General features: G+C 58.8%; 19 protein-coding genes. 7 read left to right on the top strand and 12 right to left on the bottom strand.

Annotated features, from left to right (window positions below; genetic code table 11):
• Positions 1-155 precede the first annotated feature (155 nt).
• Complete coding sequence (locus tag AB4N43_RS27840) at positions 156-1,100, top strand: GlxA family transcriptional regulator (RefSeq protein ID WP_027924825.1); 945 nt, start codon at positions 156-158, stop codon at positions 1,098-1,100.
• A gap of 87 nt (positions 1,101-1,187) precedes the next feature.
• On the opposite strand, the gene AB4N43_RS27835 is transcribed toward AB4N43_RS27840, so the two are convergent.
• The 9 genes from AB4N43_RS27835 to AB4N43_RS27795 form a co-directional block, all read right to left on the bottom strand.
• Positions 1,188-2,399, bottom strand: coding sequence for an MFS transporter (locus AB4N43_RS27835; protein WP_027924826.1), 1,212 nt, complete (start codon positions 2,397-2,399; stop codon positions 1,188-1,190).
• Between the two features lie 45 nt (positions 2,400-2,444).
• A complete protein-coding gene (locus AB4N43_RS27830; RefSeq protein ID WP_460152375.1) occupies positions 2,445-3,554 on the bottom strand; it encodes an alkene reductase in 1,110 nt (369 codons plus the stop codon).
• 91 nt (positions 3,555-3,645) lie between these two features.
• Positions 3,646-4,365 (bottom strand): hypothetical protein, encoded by a 720-nt coding sequence (locus tag AB4N43_RS27825; RefSeq protein WP_027924828.1) that lies wholly within the window; start codon positions 4,363-4,365, stop codon positions 3,646-3,648.
• Between the two features lie 60 nt (positions 4,366-4,425).
• Entirely contained in the window at positions 4,426-4,605 is a 180-nt protein-coding gene (locus AB4N43_RS27820; protein ID WP_460152374.1) for an alpha/beta fold hydrolase, read from the bottom strand.
• A gap of 306 nt (positions 4,606-4,911) precedes the next feature.
• Entirely contained in the window at positions 4,912-5,250 is a 339-nt protein-coding gene (locus AB4N43_RS27815) for a hypothetical protein (protein WP_027924830.1), read from the bottom strand.
• Positions 5,251-5,488: 238 nt separating this feature from the next.
• On the bottom strand, positions 5,489-6,253 hold the full coding sequence (locus tag AB4N43_RS27810) for an alpha/beta fold hydrolase (RefSeq protein ID WP_027924831.1): 765 nt from the start codon (positions 6,251-6,253) through the stop codon (positions 5,489-5,491).
• Positions 6,254-6,548: 295 nt separating this feature from the next.
• Entirely contained in the window at positions 6,549-7,655 is a 1,107-nt protein-coding gene (locus AB4N43_RS27805; protein ID WP_027924832.1) for an alkene reductase, read from the bottom strand.
• A gap of 236 nt (positions 7,656-7,891) precedes the next feature.
• Positions 7,892-8,647, bottom strand: coding sequence for an SDR family oxidoreductase (locus AB4N43_RS27800; protein ID WP_027924833.1), 756 nt, complete (start codon positions 8,645-8,647; stop codon positions 7,892-7,894).
• A 59-nt stretch (positions 8,648-8,706) separates the two neighbouring features.
• Entirely contained in the window at positions 8,707-9,387 is a 681-nt protein-coding gene (locus AB4N43_RS27795; protein ID WP_027924834.1) for an alpha/beta hydrolase, read from the bottom strand.
• 59 nt (positions 9,388-9,446) lie between these two features.
• Here AB4N43_RS27795 and AB4N43_RS27790 point away from each other — a divergent pair, with 59 nt between their 5' ends.
• Positions 9,447-9,797: a LysR family transcriptional regulator gene (locus AB4N43_RS27790; protein WP_460152371.1), complete on the top strand. Its 351-nt coding sequence runs from the start codon at positions 9,447-9,449 to the stop codon at positions 9,795-9,797.
• On the opposite strand, the gene AB4N43_RS27785 is transcribed toward AB4N43_RS27790, so the two are convergent.
• Positions 9,696-10,916, bottom strand: coding sequence for an MFS transporter (locus AB4N43_RS27785; protein WP_460152369.1), 1,221 nt, complete (start codon positions 10,914-10,916; stop codon positions 9,696-9,698). The genes AB4N43_RS27790 and AB4N43_RS27785 overlap by 102 nt on opposite strands.
• Positions 10,917-11,139: 223 nt before the next feature.
• Between AB4N43_RS27785 and AB4N43_RS27780 the strand changes: the two genes are divergently transcribed.
• Positions 11,140-12,234: a Gfo/Idh/MocA family protein gene (locus tag AB4N43_RS27780; protein ID WP_460152367.1), complete on the top strand. Its 1,095-nt coding sequence runs from the start codon at positions 11,140-11,142 to the stop codon at positions 12,232-12,234.
• Positions 12,235-12,380: 146 nt separating this feature from the next.
• On the opposite strand, the gene AB4N43_RS27775 is transcribed toward AB4N43_RS27780, so the two are convergent.
• Both AB4N43_RS27775 and AB4N43_RS27770 read right to left on the bottom strand, forming a co-directional pair.
• On the bottom strand, positions 12,381-12,785 hold the full coding sequence (locus tag AB4N43_RS27775) for a nuclear transport factor 2 family protein (RefSeq protein WP_027925201.1): 405 nt from the start codon (positions 12,783-12,785) through the stop codon (positions 12,381-12,383).
• Between the two features lie 463 nt (positions 12,786-13,248).
• Positions 13,249-13,836 carry a TetR/AcrR family transcriptional regulator gene (locus tag AB4N43_RS27770; protein ID WP_027925200.1) on the bottom strand — a complete coding sequence of 196 codons (588 nt, stop codon included), beginning with the start codon at positions 13,834-13,836 and terminating at the stop codon, positions 13,249-13,251.
• A 149-nt stretch (positions 13,837-13,985) separates the two neighbouring features.
• Here AB4N43_RS27770 and AB4N43_RS27765 point away from each other — a divergent pair, with 149 nt between their 5' ends.
• The 4 genes from AB4N43_RS27765 (at position 13,986) to AB4N43_RS27750 (ending at position 17,943) form a co-directional block, all read left to right on the top strand.
• Positions 13,986-15,086 (top strand): alkene reductase, encoded by a 1,101-nt coding sequence (locus AB4N43_RS27765; RefSeq protein WP_194940332.1) that lies wholly within the window; start codon positions 13,986-13,988, stop codon positions 15,084-15,086.
• A 54-nt stretch (positions 15,087-15,140) separates the two neighbouring features.
• The gene (locus tag AB4N43_RS27760; protein WP_059182630.1) at positions 15,141-15,929 is read left to right on the top strand and encodes an SDR family NAD(P)-dependent oxidoreductase; all 789 of its coding nucleotides are present in this window, start codon (positions 15,141-15,143) and stop codon (positions 15,927-15,929) included.
• Positions 15,930-16,013: 84 nt separating this feature from the next.
• Positions 16,014-16,883: an alpha/beta fold hydrolase gene (locus AB4N43_RS27755; RefSeq protein WP_059182629.1), complete on the top strand. Its 870-nt coding sequence runs from the start codon at positions 16,014-16,016 to the stop codon at positions 16,881-16,883.
• Positions 16,884-16,944: 61 nt separating this feature from the next.
• On the top strand, positions 16,945-17,943 hold the full coding sequence (locus AB4N43_RS27750; RefSeq protein ID WP_059182628.1) for an NADP-dependent oxidoreductase: 999 nt from the start codon (positions 16,945-16,947) through the stop codon (positions 17,941-17,943).
• Positions 17,944-17,960 lie beyond the last annotated feature (17 nt).

Below are 17,960 nucleotides of genomic sequence, written 5' to 3'. Positions count from 1 at the left end.
TATCGGCCTTACCGAATTTACCCGGCAAAAAACGCTAACCCCCTCGAAATCGCGGTTCTGCTTGCAGTCCGGCGATTTTCGCGCATGATTACGTTTCGCATGTCACCAGACATCATGCGTCAAGCCACTGATCAACTGGGCGAACGGGAGTCTTTATGCAAAGTGTTGCGTTGATCGTACGGCCCGATTTTCAGGTTATGAGCCTTGCTGCGCTTTCAGCTTTCGAGTTTGCCAACCTGGCCGCGGGCGAAAAACTCTATGACATCAGCGTGCTATCCGAGCAGGGTGGATTGGTCGCCAGCTCCCTGTTCACCTCGGTTGATACTCAGCAGTTCAACAAGACAGATTTCGATACCGTCTTGATCAGCGGTGCAATGGATCGCAGTTCGGCGTCGAACGGTATTCACTCCTTTCTGGTTGAAGCCAATGCCGATTCACGGCGGGTAGGCGCTTTGTGCGTCGGCGCTTTCGCGCTTGCCGAGTCCGGGTTGCTCGATGGGCGTCGAGCCACAGTGCACTGGGCTCGCGCCAAGGAAATGCGCGATAGATTTCCCGCAATTAAGGTAGAAGAAGATCGCATCTTCATCATCGATGGCAAGATCTGGACCTCGGCGGGCATGACCGCTGCGCTCGATTTAACCATCGGTATGGTCGAGAAGGATTACGGTGCCGCACTGGCCCGGACTGTCTCTCAGCGGCTGGTGCTTTACCATCGCCGCGCGGGTGGGCAGTCCCAGCATTCGGCGATGCTGGAACTGAGTCCGAGCTCCGACCGGATTCAGCAGTCGCTGGACTTCGCTCGAAAAAACCTGCGCCGCGACCTTTCCGTAGAAGACCTTGCGGATGCGGCTTGCCTGAGTCCTCGGCAATTCAGTCGAAGCTTTCGCGAGCAGACCGGAAGCTCACCCGCCAAGGCCATCGAAAATCTACGTCTGGAGGCCGCACGATTGATGATCGAACAAGGGCGTCTAACGCTTGAAGCGGTGGCCTCGGAGACCGGCTTTGGCGACCGTGAGCGTATGCGCCGGGCCTTCCTGCGCGTATATGGTCAATCCCCGCAATCGTTGCGCCGGACCTTCGGTTCTAACGCTGACGTATAAGCTTCTATCTTTTCGCAGCAGAATAACGGCGGCCATTGGCCGCCGTTATTCATTCTTGGAACGCTACTTTTTGAGCGTACAGATTATTTAATTTGAAGGTTGAAGTTGCGGTGCAGGTCGACGACCGGATATGTAGGCCAAGATCAAGGCTGTCGCTGTGCAGAGGGCGCTGACAAAGCCAAGGTTGGCCAACGAGCTGTAGTGCAATGTCAGGGAGCCAAGACCCGCACCCAGTGAGAAACCGAGGTACATGAAGGAGGCGTTGAGCGACAACACCACCGGCGCGCTCGCAACACCAGCCACGCCGACCAGCGTGGTTTGCTGGGCAGGATAAAAAGCCCAGTGAGCCACGCCCCACGCAGCGATGGCGAGGACTATCGGCACAACTACGAACTGTCTATCGATAAAGTGTGGCGCCAGCGACAGGACGACGAACGCCGTAGTGGATGTCGCCAACGCTGGCAGGATCACTGCGCGCGGACCTTTGCGGTCTACCGTTCGGCCGCTGATGGCCAGGCCGATTGCGGCTGAAACACCCCAGCCAAATAGCACGAAGCCTATCGCGGGGCCATTTATGAAGGTGGTGGCTTCCAAAAGCGGCGCGAGGTAGGTGTAAGTGGTGTAACTCGCCATCGCCCACAACGTAGTGATCAGCAGTGTATGCAAAACCGCAGGCTGAGCCGCAGTTGAAATGCGCTGGCGCAGGCTGGCGGTAGCGAGTCCGGTTCCTATCTCGCGTGGAAGCCCTATCAGCAAACCGGCGACGGCCAACGCGGCAATGATCGCGACGCTGCCGAACGTGGCGCGCCAACCCATTGCCGCCCCCAGCACGGTGCCCGCCGGAACACCCAGGGCAATGGCGAGCGACAGGCCACCGTTGACGATAGCGATGGCGCGGCCACGCTGTTCGGGCGGCACGACCACGCTGGCCAGTGCGTTCGCACCGGGTACATACACTGCCGCCGCGAGCGCCAGCACCAGTCTCGCGGCCATCAACGACCAATAGCCACTGGCCGTGAAGGCCAGCAGATTGGCCACCGCAAATAACGCCATGGCACCGATCAGCAGCCTGCGCCGGTTCAGGTTCCCGGTCAGCGCAGCCAGCACTGGAGAGCTCAGTGCATAGGCCAGAGCAAATACCGTGACCAACTGGCCCGCCGTGGCAACGCTGACGTCAAGATCCTTGGCCATGCCGGGAAGCAGGCCCGCGATCATGAAGCTTTCGGTACCGACGGCAAACGTGCCTAAGGCCAGCCAATACAGCGGCCGGTTGCTTTTGATGAATTGGGTTGAGTTCATGGTGTTCCAGCTGTGGAAATGTGAGTTAAGCCACCCGGGTCTCAATCAAGCCGTGACTAGTGTCGGATAGTCCGTGTAGCCCACTTCGGCGCCGCCGTAAAAAGTGTTGCGGTCGTACGCGTTCAATTCAGCACCGGATTTAAAACGAGCGGCCAGATCCGGGTTGGCAATGAACATGCGCCCGTAAGCGATGGCATCGGCATCCCCGGAAGCAATCGCTTCGCTGCCACTCTGCGCGGTGTAGCCTCCCGCCGAGATCACCGGTCCTTTAAAAAGACGGCGGAATAATCGAGCGTTGTTGGCGACATCCAAACTCAGGTCATCACCCAGGCCTACCGAAGAAGCGCGAGGCTCGATCAAGTGCAGATAGGCGATGCCACGCTCGCTCAATGCCTGGATGACATAGCTGAACAGGTCCGTGGGGTTGCTTTCTTTCATGTCATTGAAATTGCCCGACGGCGACAGACGTACACCCACTTTGTCCGCGCCGATGGTGTGGGCAATCGCATCGACCACATTCAGAAGCAGGCGAGCGCGGCCTGCTATCGAACCGCCGTAGGCATCTTCACGCAGGTTACTGTTGTCCTGAAGAAATTGGTCGAGCAGGTATCCGTTGGCACTGTGAATTTCAACCCCATCAAAACCTGCGGCCATCGCATTTTCAGCGGCCTGACGAAAGTCATTGACGATGCCGGGCAGTTCATCGATATCCAGAGCACGCGGGATTTCGAAAGGTACCAGTGAAAATTCGGGTGTGAACGCCTGGCCGTCGACCGGAGCCAATGCAGATGGCGCCACCGGCAAAGCGCCCTCGGGGCTATAGGATGAATGTGAAGTCCGCCCGCCATGCACGATTTGCGCAATGATGCGCCCGCCTTGAGCATGTACTGCCTTGGTCACTGCGTACCATCCGGCCACTTGCTCGGCCGAGTACAGCCCCGGCATATTTGGGTAACCCATGCCCTGCACACTGACGCCCGTGGCTTCGGTAATGATTAACGCGGCTGAAGCACGTTGAGCGTAGTACTCGGCGCTCAGGGCGGTAGGTACGCCACCGGCAGCTGAACGCATGCGCGTCAGGGGGGCCATGACGATGCGATGAGGCAGTTCCAGCGACCCCAATCGCAGGGGGGCATAAAGATTTTCGATGGACATGAGCAAGTACTCCGCAATAACTGAAGTCAAAAAGGGATGATGAATTGCAGACGCTGGACTTGGGTTTCATCCAGCGTGGCGGACGAGCCAATTAGCTGAAAATGAGCTTGCTGAAGTCCAGCGACACAAGCAAAGGCTCGGGGATTTTTTGCCCAGCTTCGTCGTAGGCGTAGATACGGCGTTTTGTCGGCATCATCAGCCCCTGTACCTCGCAGTAATCACTGACGTAGTTAGCGCCGGTAGCTCCGCCAAGAATGTCGACGGTGTAATCATGGCGACGCATCAGGCCATCCGGCCCGAAGTGGGTGATCTGCTTGCGGGTATGGCTCTCGATATGATCAGGGAAAGTGACTTCCAAACGTCGCCATACTTCGCCGTTTTCGTTCCATGGCTCGATCTCCCTGCATTCGAAGCCGGGGTAGGTATAGAGAAAAGGCGAAGTCAGGTAGGTCCACAACGCTTCGCTGGCAAAATAGGCCACATGTAGCAAGTCCCAAGGGCTTTCCAAGGTATGACCAACGAAGGAGTCGGCGGGCTGGTCGCGTTGTTCGACGATGATTCCATCGAGGGTTTCCAGGGTCAGTTGACCGGGCAGGAACACGCTGCGTTGGTTCGGTCCGGCGAAGGGGGTGATGCTCAGGCGCTGGGTCTGGGTCTTGATATCCAATTCTTTATCGAACAGCTGACCCGGCTGCTGCTTGAGGTGCCAGATAGCACCGTCGATCGAAACGTTGGCTCGCAGTTGTGCGAAGCTATTCCAGCGATCCAGGCCACCGTGGGCCTCAACGGCGAAAGCGAGTAGATCATTCATCAGGCGTGCTCCGAAAAGAGGTTTTATATCGATGCGCAAGGGTTGCGCCGGTCCGGCGACTCAGAGTGCGGCGCGAAGCACCAGTTCAGCGACTGCGCCAGGCTGGGAAATCATCGAGCAATGCCCGGCGTCCACCGTGGCCTGCACGGCTCCGATCCTGGTCACAAACATTGATTGAAGTTCAGGCGCAATGGCGTTGTCTTGTGTCGCGAGCAGATACCAGCTTGGCTTATCGGTCATACTGAACTCCCCAACGGGATAGCGAAGTTGAGCTGGGTGGTGAAGAACCGCAGAAAAGAAGTAGTAACTTCAGGCCGAGGCTCACCGTGAGGAGTGCGGAGCTTCAACTGCTCTGCGCTGCTCATGGGAAGTATCTTGGGCCGTATAGGTTTGGGACATCGGTCGAAAAACCGACATTTCAAGCCATTGTGCGTTGACCGGAAAAGGCGTTTTTTTGGGCGCGCGCCAAAGCGCCGCAGCGACCACAACTGTCGCTGAAACGAGAGGGTTGGAAGGGATGGAGACTAACGCCACTGTGACGCTTCTTCAGACGCTAAGGCCCTGACAGCTGAATTCCATCCGGTACGCAAACGATGAACGCAGATAACCGATCAGCGCCTGCAAGGGGGCCGATTCAAAGTGCTCGGCCATCGCCAGAGGACAACTCCAATCACCCTGAATCAGCAGAGTGAGACGGTCGGTGGGATCCAGAGCTAGCGCATAACGAGAGCAGTTTGGAAGTACAGCCATGCTGTCGATAAAACCGCTGATCTGTTGGGCGAGGTCGGATGGGCTTCCGCGCCGCAACTCAACAACGATGAGGTTACTCGCCTGGGTCTGCTGACCAGCGTGTAGGGCGCCGTTATTCTGAAGATGAGTGGTCATCGGTTAGCTCCTGCTGTTTGTTGTCCATGATCGGTATCGGCACCGGACTTCCCCGGCGCATTTACCGGTGTCGGCGGCGCCATTTCCCTACCCTCCTCTTCCCAGTGCCTCGCAGGAGCCAGATGTCTTGCAAGAGCGCTGGGGGCCATGAGGGTCAGCGGTCTGCCGCACTGCAATATGGCCCTGCTGCGTTTGCAACAGGGCCTTGAAGGGTCATCCCGGGAGTGACGTGGGCCTGTTACTTTGGCAGGGCTGCCAACGCCGCTTTTTCGATCACCGCAGCCACTTCTTTCGGGTGCGAGATATACACCGCGTGGCTGGATTTGACTTCTGTCACCTGAGCCGCGGCACGGGTGTACATGAAGCGTTCCAGATCAGGATTTATCGCCCGGTCCTGGGTGGCGACGATGGCCCAGCTCGGCTTCGACTTCCAAGCCGGCGAGGTAATCTTCTGGCCGAAGTTGGCGCCGTTGGTCAGCACTTGAGACAACGCCATAAAGTGGGTGAGCTTTTCCGGCAGGTCGGCGGCAAAGTCGGCGCGAAACTTGTCCGGCGCCAGGTAAACGAAACCGTCCGCCGTCGGGGTAATCGCCGTCGAAGCCGCCGGCATTTTGTGCAGTAATTCGCCCGCCGCTTCACCCGCGTCCGGAGCGATACCCGCGACGTATACCAACGAGGCAACCTTCGGATCGGTCCCGGCCTGGGTAATCACCACACCGCCGTAACTGTGTCCGACCAATACCGCCGGGCCATCCTGCAAGGCCAGCGTACGCTGGACCGCTTTTACGTCGTCATCCAGTGAGGTTTCCGGCTCTTGCACGACCGATACATGAAAGCCGTCCTTTTCCAAAATCTCCGTGACACCGCGCCACCCGGAGCCGTCGGCGAAGGAGCCGTGTACCAGCACAATGTTGTGGATCGCGGCAGCCGGCGTAGCCGCCATGACGTAGCAAGACGCAACGGTGGAAGTTGCCATTAACAGTGCCGCGGATAAAAACTTCATCGATGATTCCTTTTATCAAGTGTGGATTAAAGATGTAGCGCGCGTGTTCACGAAGGCGCGTCGAGCGATGACGCTGAAGTTGAACGCCCCCGAAACTCACGTTCTTTGTTGTTGTGCCATGGGTCCCATGTTAGGGAGCGGCAGCAAGGTTCACCGGACGAAATACCAGCCTTTTGAGCCATGTTTTGTCCTTTTTTTTCCGGGCTCATCAGAGCTCGCGTACAAACCAAAAAGCCCCCATGAGGGGGCTTCGTTTGATCTCTACGCTACAGCCGTTCGCGCTCGGCGAAAGACGTTACGCAGTCGCTTCTTCTTTATAGAACTCGTAGTCGGTGTAACCCACCTCGGTGCCGCCAAAGAAGGTTGGACGGTCATAAGCGTTCAGCGGCAGGTTGTGGCGCAGGCGCTCCGGCAAGTCCGGGTTGGCAATGAAGTGGCGACCGAAAGCCACCAGATCGGCGTCGCCAGCCTGAAGGATGGCCTCGGCGGATTCGCCGTCAAAGCCACCGGCAGCAATGATCACGCCTTTGTAGTGTTTGCGCATCAGCTGGGCAGCCACCGGCGCCGGGTCGGCATTCTCGTCCTCGATGTTGCCCAGGATGCGCGGCTCGATCAGGTGCAGGTAAGCCAGGTTCAGCGGCGCCAGTTGTTGCGCGACGTAGGTGAACAGGCCTTCTGGATCGCTGTCGCCCATGTCACCCCAAGTGCCGCTCGGGCCAACACGTACCGCCACGCGATCACTGCCCCACACTGAAATCAGCGCGTTGGTCACTTCCAGCAGGAAGCGAGCGCGGTTTTCGAACGAGCCGCCGTAAATGTCGGTGCGTTTGTTGCTGTTGTCCTGCAGGAACTGGTCGATCAAATAACCGTTGGCGCCATGCAGTTCCACGCCGTCAAAACCGGCTTTCACGCCACGTTCGGCAGCAGTGCGGAAGTTTTCTACCAGGCCTGCGATCTCCTCGATGCTCAGGGCGCGGTTCGGGGTATTGGGTACCCACCCTTCGGTGGTGTAAGCAACGCCGCCGTGCAGGACTTCCGATGGGCCGACGGGGATGCTGCCTGCAGGCTGCACGTCGACATTGGATTGGCGACCCGCATGATAAAGCTGCAGAAAGATCTTGCCGCCTTTAGCGTGCACGGCGTCGGTGACGTGTTTCCAGCCCGCGATCTGGCTGTCGTCGAACAGGCCAGGTGCGCCGAGATAGCCGTTGCCGTTTGGCGCGGCGATGGTGGCTTCACCGATCAGGAAGCCGCCTTCGGAAGTGCGCTGGGCGTAGTACTCGGCCATCAGAGCGCCAGGACGAGCGCCCTCTTCGGCACGCATACGGGTCAGCGGTGCCAATACAATGCGGTGGGCGAAGGTGAACCGCCCGACTTTAACTGGGGAATGAAGTTTGGACATGGTTGCCTCGATTGAAGTGTATGTGTAGAGCCATTGGATATCTGCCCGGGTCGATAGCCATGTGGGCTTTCGGGGTTGGGGCGCTTGGCATCAGTAAAGGTGATTTTCCGGAGTGAATAAATGGGCCGCGTTTCCCAACACTTCGGACTTTTTGGCTGTAATGCTGGCGATCATGGAGATCGAACTGTCGATGTCCGTATAACGGCGCCCGCACTCATGCAAGCGCCGCGGGGTGCTCACTGGGCGTAGAGTTCCAATATCTGTGTGTTGAACTCAGTGACAAAGGCGTGTTCATCGGCCCCGGCATTAGCGCGCATTGGTTTGGCCCGCTCGACCAGGATTTCCACCGCGTCCGTGCCCAGCACCGCTATCGTCTCGGCAATAAACTCATCCAATGGCATCGCCAGTTCCGCTTCGGAGCTATCCATCAGCTCAGTACGTACCCAGGGCGGCGCGATTTCCAGCACCTTGACCGAGGTATCGCGCAGCATGAAGCGCTGTGACAGTGCATAAGAATGCAGCGCAGCCTTGGTGGCGCTGTACACCGCCGTCAGCGCCATGGGCACGAAGCCGAGCACTGAGGAGGTGTATGCCACATAAGCTTCATCGGCCTTCTTGAGGTGCTCAATCAGCGCCGAAGTCATGCGAATGGGGCCCATCAGATTGGTGGTAACGGTCGACGCCAGCAACTCGTCATCCACATGGCCGGCTGCGGTGTCCGGCAACATGATCCCGGCGTTATTGATCAGCACGTTGAGCTGCGGGAATTCGTTGATCAACTGTTTCGCGACCTCGGTAATACTGGCTGGATCGGTAATATCCAGCTCGACCGCATGCATGCCTGGGTTGGCCGCAACGACGGCTTCCAGATGGCCCTTGCGCCGACCTGAGATAATCACCTGGTTTCCCAGCTTGTGCAGTGCTTCGGCCAGCCCGCGGCCGATGCCAGAGCCGCCGCCGGTAATGAAGATAGTGTTTTGAGTGAGTTTCATGGGTGTGTCCTCTGAGATTGCAGAAATGCTAAGCGTGAACAATTAAGGAAAAATATCGGTTACCTGGCGGCGCGAATGACCAGATCGGCGACAGCCGCAGGCTTGGAAACCATTGAGCAATGGCCCGCATCGACATGGTCGCTGATGGCGCCGATCTTCTTCACCATCAGCTCTTGAAGTGCCGGTGTAATGGCGTTATCAAGGGTCGCCACCAAATACCAGCTGGGCTTGTGCTGCCAGGCGGCTTGAGTGAGTGGTGTGGTGAGTGCCGCTACAGCGGTGGGACGCTGGTTTTCAAACAGCTGACGCTTCTCCTGCGCACTCACATCCTGAGCAAAGCCTTCAAAAACACCCTCGTAAGTGAGGCTCGACGAGCCCGTCTGATCTATGTGGATCTCGGCACTCATCAGCGATGGCTCGGCCAATGCGGTCAGCCCCAATGCTGATTCGCCAATGTCAGGGGTAAAGGCGTTGATATAGACGAGGCCCGCCACCTTGGCGTGAACACCTGCCTCGCTGATGACCGCACCGCCATAGGAATGGCCCACCAGCAACACCGGTCCTGGAGCGGCGGCGATGGCCTGGGACACGACGTCGGCATCTGCTGCCAGTGACGTCAGCGGCAGGTTGACCGTGCTCGTGCTCAGGCCGGCGGCTTCGATCAATGCGCGCGATTTGCTCCAGCTGGTGCTGTCGGCCCAGGCACCGTGTACAAGAATGACGTGTTCGATAGTGCTCATGGCCTTTCTCCTGATTTCGGGTAGACGGGCGGGTTGCCCGTGCTGTGGATTCAGGGTCTATGCTAGGCGCGAGCCAAGAAGCTGATCGGTCGAAATACCGACGTTTCGGGCCATTTCGCCGCCCGCCTCTACTCTGCCTTGACCCTCTCCCAGCACCGAGCACACCTCAAATGATGGACAGCCTCAGCGGCATCACGGCCTTCATTCATGTGGCCGAAACCCGCAGCTTTACCGAAGCCGGTCGCCTGCTGGAGATTTCCTCCTCCGCCGTTGGCAAGAACGTAGGACAACATTCTCAAAGCCTGAAATCAGCGTTGCAGCGCCTCGGCAATCGGCGCTTTGCCGAGACCGAAACTGAGCATCACCGCCAAACCGAGCACACCGATGGCGGCGCCCAGCCACAACGCTGAAGACACGCCGGCGTGATCAACCATCAAGCCGCCAAACAGCGAACCCGAAGCAATCGCCACCTGAAACGTGGTCACCAACATCGCGGAACTGGCTTCCGGCAATTGCGGCGACGTCAGTTGCATCCAACTGCTCACGCCCAGAGGAATTGCGCCGTAGGCAACACCCCACACCAACACCGCCAACGTCACGCCCCAACCCTGCAACCCGGGCAAGGCCAATTGCGCGATCACCATCAGCAACACCACGGCGCCCAGCGACGCACGCAGGTGCGTGGTGATGCTCCCGGCCATGGCGAAGTTCGCCAGCATGCCGACCAGGCCAAACCCGAGCAGAATCGCGGTGATCGCGCTCGGCGAAAAACCGGCGTCATGCCCCAGGAACGGCGCAATGTAGGTGTACGCCGTGAAGTGCGCGGCGACCACTGTGCCGAGCAGCAGCATGCTGCGCCGGGCATTGCTGCGCGACAGAAACGCCAACAAGGCGCGCACCTGCAAGCCCTCGCGGGACGGCAGCGAGGGCAGCGTCAGCCATTGAGCCGCCAGTGCCAGCAACGCCAATCCCGCGGTCACGGCAAACGACATCCGCCACGAAAACAGCGTGCTGACAAACGTACCAAACGGCACACCGAACACCGTCGCCAGGGTAATCCCGGCAAAAATCAGCGCCGTCGCTTTCGCCGCTTTTGACTCGCTGACCAAACGCCCGGCAGCCGCAATCGCCACCGCCCAGAATCCACCCAGCGCCACCCCCAACAAGCCGCGCCCCACCAACATGATCGACAACGACGGCGCCAACGCCGAAACAGCGTTGGACGCCACCAGCAACAGGGTCAACAACAGCAATAAATGTCGCCGATTCATCCGCCCCGCGCCGAGCATGATCGCCGGCGCCGACACCGCCGCCACCATGCCCGGCACGGTCACCATCAACCCCGCGACCCCATCGGTGATGCCCAGGCTATTGGCAATTTGCGGCAAGACGCCGACCGGCAGGTATTCGGTGGTGACAAAGGCAAAAGCGCCCAGGGCCACCGCGTACACCGACAGCCAGTCGCGCCAGGAGGACGGCTGCGCTGGCGCGTGCGCAGCGGTGGCCGGTGATGCAGACAGATCGTTCATGGCAAAGCTCCACAGGAATGAGTGGCGCCATGCTAGGTATCCGAGCCCTGCGGAAAAACAGTGCGCAGCTCCGATCACTGCGGATCAATCGTTCCGCAATCGAACAGGCGTGCCGCCATTAGCGCCTTTCCTGTCCGCAGTGTTCGGCCCTTTGGCCGGTTTTTCCGCGGGGCTCCGCTCCCTAGACTTCACCTCGTCAGCCAAACCCTACGAGGACCTTCCCATGACACCTGCACACTCCCCTATTCGCGTCGGCATCATCGGCGTCGGCAACTGGGCTCGCCACGGCCATCTGCGCGTACTTAATCTGCTGCCGCAATATCACCTGCAAGCGGTGTACAGCGAACGCCGCGAACGCGCCGAAGCCGCGGCCAGCGAGTACGCCATCAGCCAGGTCGCCGACTCGGTTGACGCGTTGGTCAACAACCCTAAAGTCGACCTGGTCGTGGTGCTCAACACCGCCCCGCAACACGAAAAAACCGTGCGTGCCGCCATCGCCGCCGGCAAAGACGTCTACTGCGAATGGCCGTTGACCACCACCACCGCAGACTCCGAACAACTGCTGCACCTGGCCAAGGATGCCGGCGTGCGCCACATCGTCGGCCTGCAACGCCGCCACGCGCCGCACAATCGCTACCTGCAAGACCTGCTGCAGCAAGGCTTCGTCGGCAAGGTGCGCTCCGTGCGCATGCACGTCAGCATGAATTACTTCCAGGCCCTGCGCCCCAACGCCCTGCGCTGGACCGCCCCCGAGGAAAACTTCTCCAGCGTCATCGCCATCTACGCCGGACACTTCCTCGACATGCTCTTCACCGCCACCGGTTGGCCCGTGAGCGTCTCAGGGTTGATGGTCAATCAGTTCCCGAAAGTGACCATCAAGGAAACCGGCGAAGTGCTGGACAGCACCGCCCCCGATCAGCTCGTACTCAGCGGCATGCTCGAAGACGGCGGGGTCATTTCGATCCACATCGAAGGCGGCAAACGCAACGGCTCAGGCGTGCAGATCGACATCACCGGCGACCAGGGCGACCTGAAAATCACCAACCGTTCGGCATTTGGCGACGTCGGCGATGATTACGTGATCGAAGGTGCCCACGGCGACAATCTGGCACTGGAAGCACTGCCACTGCCTGCCAGCTATCAGCGCTTGCCAGAATCGTCATTGCCTTCGGCGGTGCTGGAACTGGCTGAGCTGTATTACGTGTATGCGCAAGATGTGGTCGACGGCAGCCATGGTGCGGCGACGTTCAGCGATGCATTGCGACTGCATCAGTTGCTAGATACTGCAAAAAGCGGAACTCAATCACCCCTCAAATGAGTGAGCGGCGATTTTGACAGGTGTGGAATTCGTCGAGATCGATCATATCCAGATTGCCCAGCGTAGACGCATCGGTGCGAGCTCGTGCGCCCCGATGCGCCAAGCAATCTCAGTAGGCATTTTTCCGATCATTCAAGCATGACTTCTTACTCGACTAATTCCGGAAAAGTTGCACCAAACATCGGTAGGCCGCTGGCGGAGCTGATCGCTGTGGCTTCGTCCTGGAGAACGTCCCAGTGCTCGACCAAAATGCCATTTTCGATACGGACGATGTCTACAGCGATGAGCGCAGTCGGACTACCGTTTCCAGAGAAACGGCCATGAACCATCACTTTGTCATCCTCGGCCATCATTACGCTGTGTTCATAAGTCAGTGTAGTGGGCAGACTTTTGATCAAGTCAAATAAACCCTGCCGTCCTGGAGGGATAAGCGCACTGTGCTGGATATAGTCCGCAGACCAATACTCCTCGGCTGCAGCGTAGTCGCGTTTATTGAATAAAGTATCGAAAGCTTTAAGCACGATCGATTTATTTTGCACTTCAATATTCATAGTTGCTCCTGATTGTATATTGAGACTTGGAGAAACAGAACGCCGACCATTCGAGCCCTGACGGACAGTTACAGCGACAGGGTTGGCCTCTCGAGCGATTTTTAAATTCCGTCAAGTCCAGTTATGAAAAGGCGAACAAAGGACAACGCCTCAGAGTTCCGCACGCTGTAGGTAATACATCCTAGCCTTGCGGATTTAACCGTATAAGCCGAAAAACCGACATTTCATGCCATACCGCTCAACTAACGGAGAACTTCTATACGTAAATCTTCTTTGTTAAGCGTCAGGAGCAACCGCAGATCTGAGTCCACGGCAGGCGCGTAGCCGCCCTCGGATACCACTAGACTACGAAACACCCGCAGAACGATTTAGCCAATCTGTTGCGTCGACCGGTTGAATCCACAGCCAAAAGTAGCCGTTCATGAACCGCAGCTTTTTGACCCAAAGTCGAGTGACTGCCGGTCTACACCGCGTCCACGTCATTGACCGGCAACGAAGCAAACATTTCAGCGCGGCACACCTCAAGGATCTCATCCGCCAATGCGGAATCATCCGGGCAGGCACGTGACAAAATAATTGCACCGACAGCACGAGACAGCAGGTCGATCATTTTCTTTCTCCCCTCACCCGAAGCGGCATCCGGCTTCGTCGGATATTTGTCCCCGAGCGTTTGCAAGGTGTGCTCGATCCCTTCGGCAAACGTCGCTTTCACATCATCCGACTGACGCGCCGCGTCGCCACACAACGCGGCCATGGTGCAACCGTTGCCGCGTCCGTCCCGATGTTCCCTCGTCACATAGACGTCGATGAAGCCCGGAACATCGAGCGATTCAGCACCTTCCAGCGATTTGGAAAGGCTGCTGGCCGAGGCTTCGGCCATCAGGTCGGCCTTCGAGCCGAAATGCTTGTAGAAACCTCCGTGGGTGAAACCGGCAGCCGCCATGAGATCCGATATACCGACGCCGTCGAAGCCACGCTCACGGAACAGCTCAGAGGCCGTCTCAACGATGTGCTCCCGATTGGCCTGCGCCTGGGCCTTGGTCACTCTCACGTGCAATACCTCATGTCCACTGGGAAATCATGGACCCAATGATACATAGATGTTGATCACAATCAAAACCGTTGACAGCTTAGATTTCGATCATCATCCTAATTGCACGCACCACCGACCTCCCTCAACAGGCACGGAAGACATACCCGATGACCGACCAGAATCTGTTCACCCCTTACACGCTTGGCGCCCTCACGCTGTCGAACCGTGTCGTCCTCGCGCCGCTGACGCGCAACCGTGCAGGCCAGGGCTTTGTGCCAAGTGAGTTCGCGGCCACCTATTACAGCCAACGGGCCAGCGCAGGCTTGCTGATCAGCGAAGCCACGCAGATTTCCCGACAGGGCCAGGGCTATCAGGACACTCCCGGGATCTACACGCAGGCGCAGATAGATGGCTGGCGCACAGTGACCGATGCCGTCCACGCCAAGGGCGGAAAAATTTTCCTGCAACTGTGGCATGTCGGTCGGGTGTCGCACGTTGATCTGCAAGAAAACGGCGCCGCTCCCGTGGCCCCTTCTGCGTTGCGCGCCGCCACCAAAGTGTTCGTCAACAACCGCTTTGAAGACGTCTCCGAGCCGCGCGCACTGGAGATCAGCGAACTGCCGGGAATCGTCACCGATTTCCGCCAGGCCGCGGCAAACGCTGTCGTCGCCGGGTTCGATGGCGTGGAGATTCACGGTGCAAACGGCTATTTGCTGGATCAATTCCTCAAGGACAGCGCCAACGTGCGCACCGATGCTTACGGCGGCTCGATTGAAAATCGTGCGCGTCTGCTGCTTGAAGTGACGGCAGCCGTCGTCAATGAAATCGGCGCGGATCGCACCGGTGTGCGCCTATCGCCTGTGTCGCCGGCCAATGGCGTTTCCAGCAGTGATCCGCGGGCGCAATTCGATTACGTCGTCGATCAACTCAACGCCCTCGACGTCGTTTATCTGCACGCAGTCGAAGGTGCAACCGGTGGCCCCCGCGACGTGGCGCCATTCGATTTCGGCGCCCTGCGCCAGCGCTTCAAAAACACCTACATCGCCAACAACGGCTACGACCTGGACCTGGCGACTTCGCGGCTCGCCGAAGACCAGGCCGATCTGATTGCGTTCGGTCGTCCGTTCATTGGCAACCCGGATCTGGTTGAGCGCCTCAAGAGCGGCGCGCCGTTGTCCGCCTTCAACCCCGCCACCCTCTATGGCGGCGGCGCGGCAGGCTACATCGACTACCCGACGCTGGCTGAATCGGGCGCCATCGCAAGCTGAGCAATCAATGACCGCGCTATTTGTTTTCACACATCCTGAAAGAGAGATGACCCCATGAGCATTCGTCCTACCGTCCTCATCACTGGCGCCTCCACTGGCATCGGCGCCGTCTACGCCGAACGCTTCGCGCAACGCGGCCACGATCTTGTATTGGTTGCCCGAGACCAGGCACGCCTGGACGCACTTGCAGCGCGCTTGCGCAGCGAACACGGCGTCGCCGTCGAAGTGATTCCGGCGGATCTGACCCAACTCAGCGATCTGACAACCGTTGAAGCACGCCTGCGCGACGACGCCCGTATCGGCATCCTCGTCAATAACGCTGGCGCCGCGCTGTCCGGCAACTTCATCGACCAAAGCACCGACAGTGTTGCGCAATTGGTCGCCCTCAACACCACGGCGCTGGTGCGGCTCGCCAGCGCCGTCGCCCCACGCCTGGCCAAAGCAGGCGAAGGCGCGATCATCAACATTGGTTCGGTGGTGGGCCTGGCGCCCGAGTTCGGCATGTCGGTCTACGGTGCGACCAAGGCGTTCGTGCTGTTCCTTTCCCAAGGCCTGAGCCTGGAACTTTCGCCCTTGGGCGTTTACGTGCAGGCCGTGCTGCCGGCCGCTACCCGTACGGAGATCTGGGATCGCTCCGGCATCGACATCAACACCCTGAACGAAATCATGGAAGTGGGCGATCTGGTGGATGCCGCACTGGTCGGTTTTGATCGGCGTGAGCCAGTGACGATCCCGCCGCTGCACGAAGCTGAACGCTGGGATGACCTGCAGACTGTACGTCAGGGCCTGCTGGGGCAGATCCGCCAGTCTGCGGTTGCCCAGCGTTACCAAATCCCACAGTGATCTTTTTGTAGCGAACACCCAGCCAGGATTCGATGCAGGCGCCCAAGGCACTGCATCGAAAGCGGCCCGCTGTTCGGAGTAGACATGACTCCCACGAATACAAATAACCCCGCTGGCTCGCCGACATCGTTCGTCAATGCGGCGAACCAGTCGATCACGGTCAACGGCATTCCCTTCGCCTATCGCGACATCGGCCCCACAACCGGTGTGCCCCTCGTACTGTTCAACCATTGGGGCGCGGTGCTGGACAACTTCGACCCCGGGATCATCGATGGCCTGGCACAAACAAGGCGCATCATTGCCACCGACTATCGTGGGATCGGCGGCTCTGGAGGAACCGCGCCACTGACGGTCGGCGAAATGGCAGACGATGCCATTCAACTGATACGCGCGCTGGGTTTCGAGACAGTTGATGTGCTCGGTTTTTCACTCGGCGGTTTTGTCGCTCAAGACCTCGCCCTGAAGGCGCCCGAATGGGTGCGCCGCTTGATTCTCGCCGGCACCGGACCGGCCGGCGGCCCCGGTATCGACAAGGTCGGTTCGGTGACGTGGCCATTGATGCTCAAAGGCTTGCTGACCTTTCGCGACCCCAAGTTCTACCTGTTCTTTACTTCAACGCCCAACGGCCGCCGATCCGCCTCACAGTATTTGCGACGCCTGAAAGCACGCCAAAAAAATCGCGATAAAGGCCCGACGCCCAGCGCTTTTCTCCGGCAGTTGAAAGCCATCACCGCGTGGGGCAAACAGGTCCCTCAAGACCTCGGGCGCTTGCGCACGCCGACGCTGATCGTCAACGGCGATAGCGACATCATGGTGCCCAGCATTAACTCGATTGGGCTGGCCAACCGCATCCCCAATGCACAACTTGTGATTTATGAGGATGCCGGCCACGGCGGCATTTTCCAGCACTACGCTGACTTTGTGGACAAGGCACTGACGTTCCTTGATGCCTGATCAACGCGACGCCGTAAAAGCACCGCCCACCCCCATTCCAACCGACAAGAGCCGCACAACGATGAAGGCATTTTTAATTGATCGCTACGGCAAGAACACCGGGCGCATTGGCGAAGTCCCCGCCCCCGCGGTGGGTGTCCACGACGTCTTGATTGAGGTACACGCCAGCAGCGTCAACGTGCTGGATTCGAAGATCCGCAAAGGCGAATTCAAACTGATCCTGCCCTACTCATTTCCACTGGTACTGGGCAATGACCTGGCGGGCGTCGTGGTTGAAGTTGGCTCGCAGGTGAAGCGTTTCAAACCAGGAGACGAAGTCTACGCTCGCCCGCCAGAAACGCGGATCGGGACGTTCGCCCAATTGATCGCCGTGAACGAAAACGCAATCGCCCTGAAGCCTGCCAATACCGACATGGCTCAAGCCGCGTCGATCCCTTTGGTCGCACTGACCGCCTGGCAAGCGCTGGTCGAAACCGCCCAGTTGAAAAAGGGCCAGAAAGTGCTGATCCACGCCGGCTCCGGCGGTGTCGGCTCCCTGGCCATCCAGCTCGCCAAACACCTTGGCGCCTTTGTCGCGACCACCACCAGCACCGCGAATGTCGAATGGGTAAAGGCGCTGGGGGCCGATCGGGTGATCGATTACACACGGCAGAACTTCGAAAGTGTCTTGCACGACTACGACGTGGTGTTGAACAGCCTCGGCGCGGACGTGCTGGAGAAGTCACTCAAGGTCCTCAAGCCCGGTGGCCAACTCATTTCCATCTCGGGACCACCCACTGCGCAGTTCGCGCAGGAGCAAGGATTGTCCTGGCCATTGAAGCAAGTCATGCGCCTGCTGAGCCTTGGTATTCGGCGCAAGGCACGCAAGCGGGACGTCAGCTACGCGTTCGTGTTCATGCGGGCCAATGGCGCGCAACTGCAACACATCACCGCGCTCATTGAGGCCGGAATCATCAAACCTGTGATTGACCGCTCCTTCACCTTTGAATCAACGGCAGAGGCATTGACGTACGTCGAGCAGGGACGAGCCAAGGGCAAGGTCGTTGTTACGATCAAATGACTACGCTGCCTGTCGAT

Source organism: Pseudomonas sp. S2_B07, from assembly GCF_054668435.1.
Note: the sequence above shows the minus strand (reverse complement) of the source record. Positions and strands in the feature narration are given on the sequence as shown.

Coding starts and splice junctions, on each gene's coding strand:
- AB4N43_RS27840 (WP_027924825.1), top strand. CDS start 156: ATGCAAAGTGTTGCGTTGATCGTACGGCCCGATTTTCAGGTTATGAGC.
- AB4N43_RS27835 (WP_027924826.1), bottom strand. CDS start 2,399: ATGAACTCAACCCAATTCATCAAAAGCAACCGGCCGCTGTATTGGCTG.
- AB4N43_RS27830 (WP_460152375.1), bottom strand. CDS start 3,554: ATGTCCATCGAAAATCTTTATGCCCCCCTGCGATTGGGGTCGCTGGAA.
- AB4N43_RS27825 (WP_027924828.1), bottom strand. CDS start 4,365: ATGAATGATCTACTCGCTTTCGCCGTTGAGGCCCACGGTGGCCTGGAT.
- AB4N43_RS27820 (WP_460152374.1), bottom strand. CDS start 4,605: ATGACCGATAAGCCAAGCTGGTATCTGCTCGCGACACAAGACAACGCC.
- AB4N43_RS27815 (WP_027924830.1), bottom strand. CDS start 5,250: ATGACCACTCATCTTCAGAATAACGGCGCCCTACACGCTGGTCAGCAG.
- AB4N43_RS27810 (WP_027924831.1), bottom strand. CDS start 6,253: ATGAAGTTTTTATCCGCGGCACTGTTAATGGCAACTTCCACCGTTGCG.
- AB4N43_RS27805 (WP_027924832.1), bottom strand. CDS start 7,655: ATGTCCAAACTTCATTCCCCAGTTAAAGTCGGGCGGTTCACCTTCGCC.
- AB4N43_RS27800 (WP_027924833.1), bottom strand. CDS start 8,647: ATGAAACTCACTCAAAACACTATCTTCATTACCGGCGGCGGCTCTGGC.
- AB4N43_RS27795 (WP_027924834.1), bottom strand. CDS start 9,387: ATGAGCACTATCGAACACGTCATTCTTGTACACGGTGCCTGGGCCGAC.
- AB4N43_RS27790 (WP_460152371.1), top strand. CDS start 9,447: ATGCTAGGCGCGAGCCAAGAAGCTGATCGGTCGAAATACCGACGTTTC.
- AB4N43_RS27785 (WP_460152369.1), bottom strand. CDS start 10,916: ATGAACGATCTGTCTGCATCACCGGCCACCGCTGCGCACGCGCCAGCG.
- AB4N43_RS27780 (WP_460152367.1), top strand. CDS start 11,140: ATGACACCTGCACACTCCCCTATTCGCGTCGGCATCATCGGCGTCGGC.
- AB4N43_RS27775 (WP_027925201.1), bottom strand. CDS start 12,785: ATGAATATTGAAGTGCAAAATAAATCGATCGTGCTTAAAGCTTTCGAT.
- AB4N43_RS27765 (WP_194940332.1), top strand. CDS start 13,986: ATGACCGACCAGAATCTGTTCACCCCTTACACGCTTGGCGCCCTCACG.
- AB4N43_RS27760 (WP_059182630.1), top strand. CDS start 15,141: ATGAGCATTCGTCCTACCGTCCTCATCACTGGCGCCTCCACTGGCATC.
- AB4N43_RS27755 (WP_059182629.1), top strand. CDS start 16,014: ATGACTCCCACGAATACAAATAACCCCGCTGGCTCGCCGACATCGTTC.
- AB4N43_RS27750 (WP_059182628.1), top strand. CDS start 16,945: ATGAAGGCATTTTTAATTGATCGCTACGGCAAGAACACCGGGCGCATT.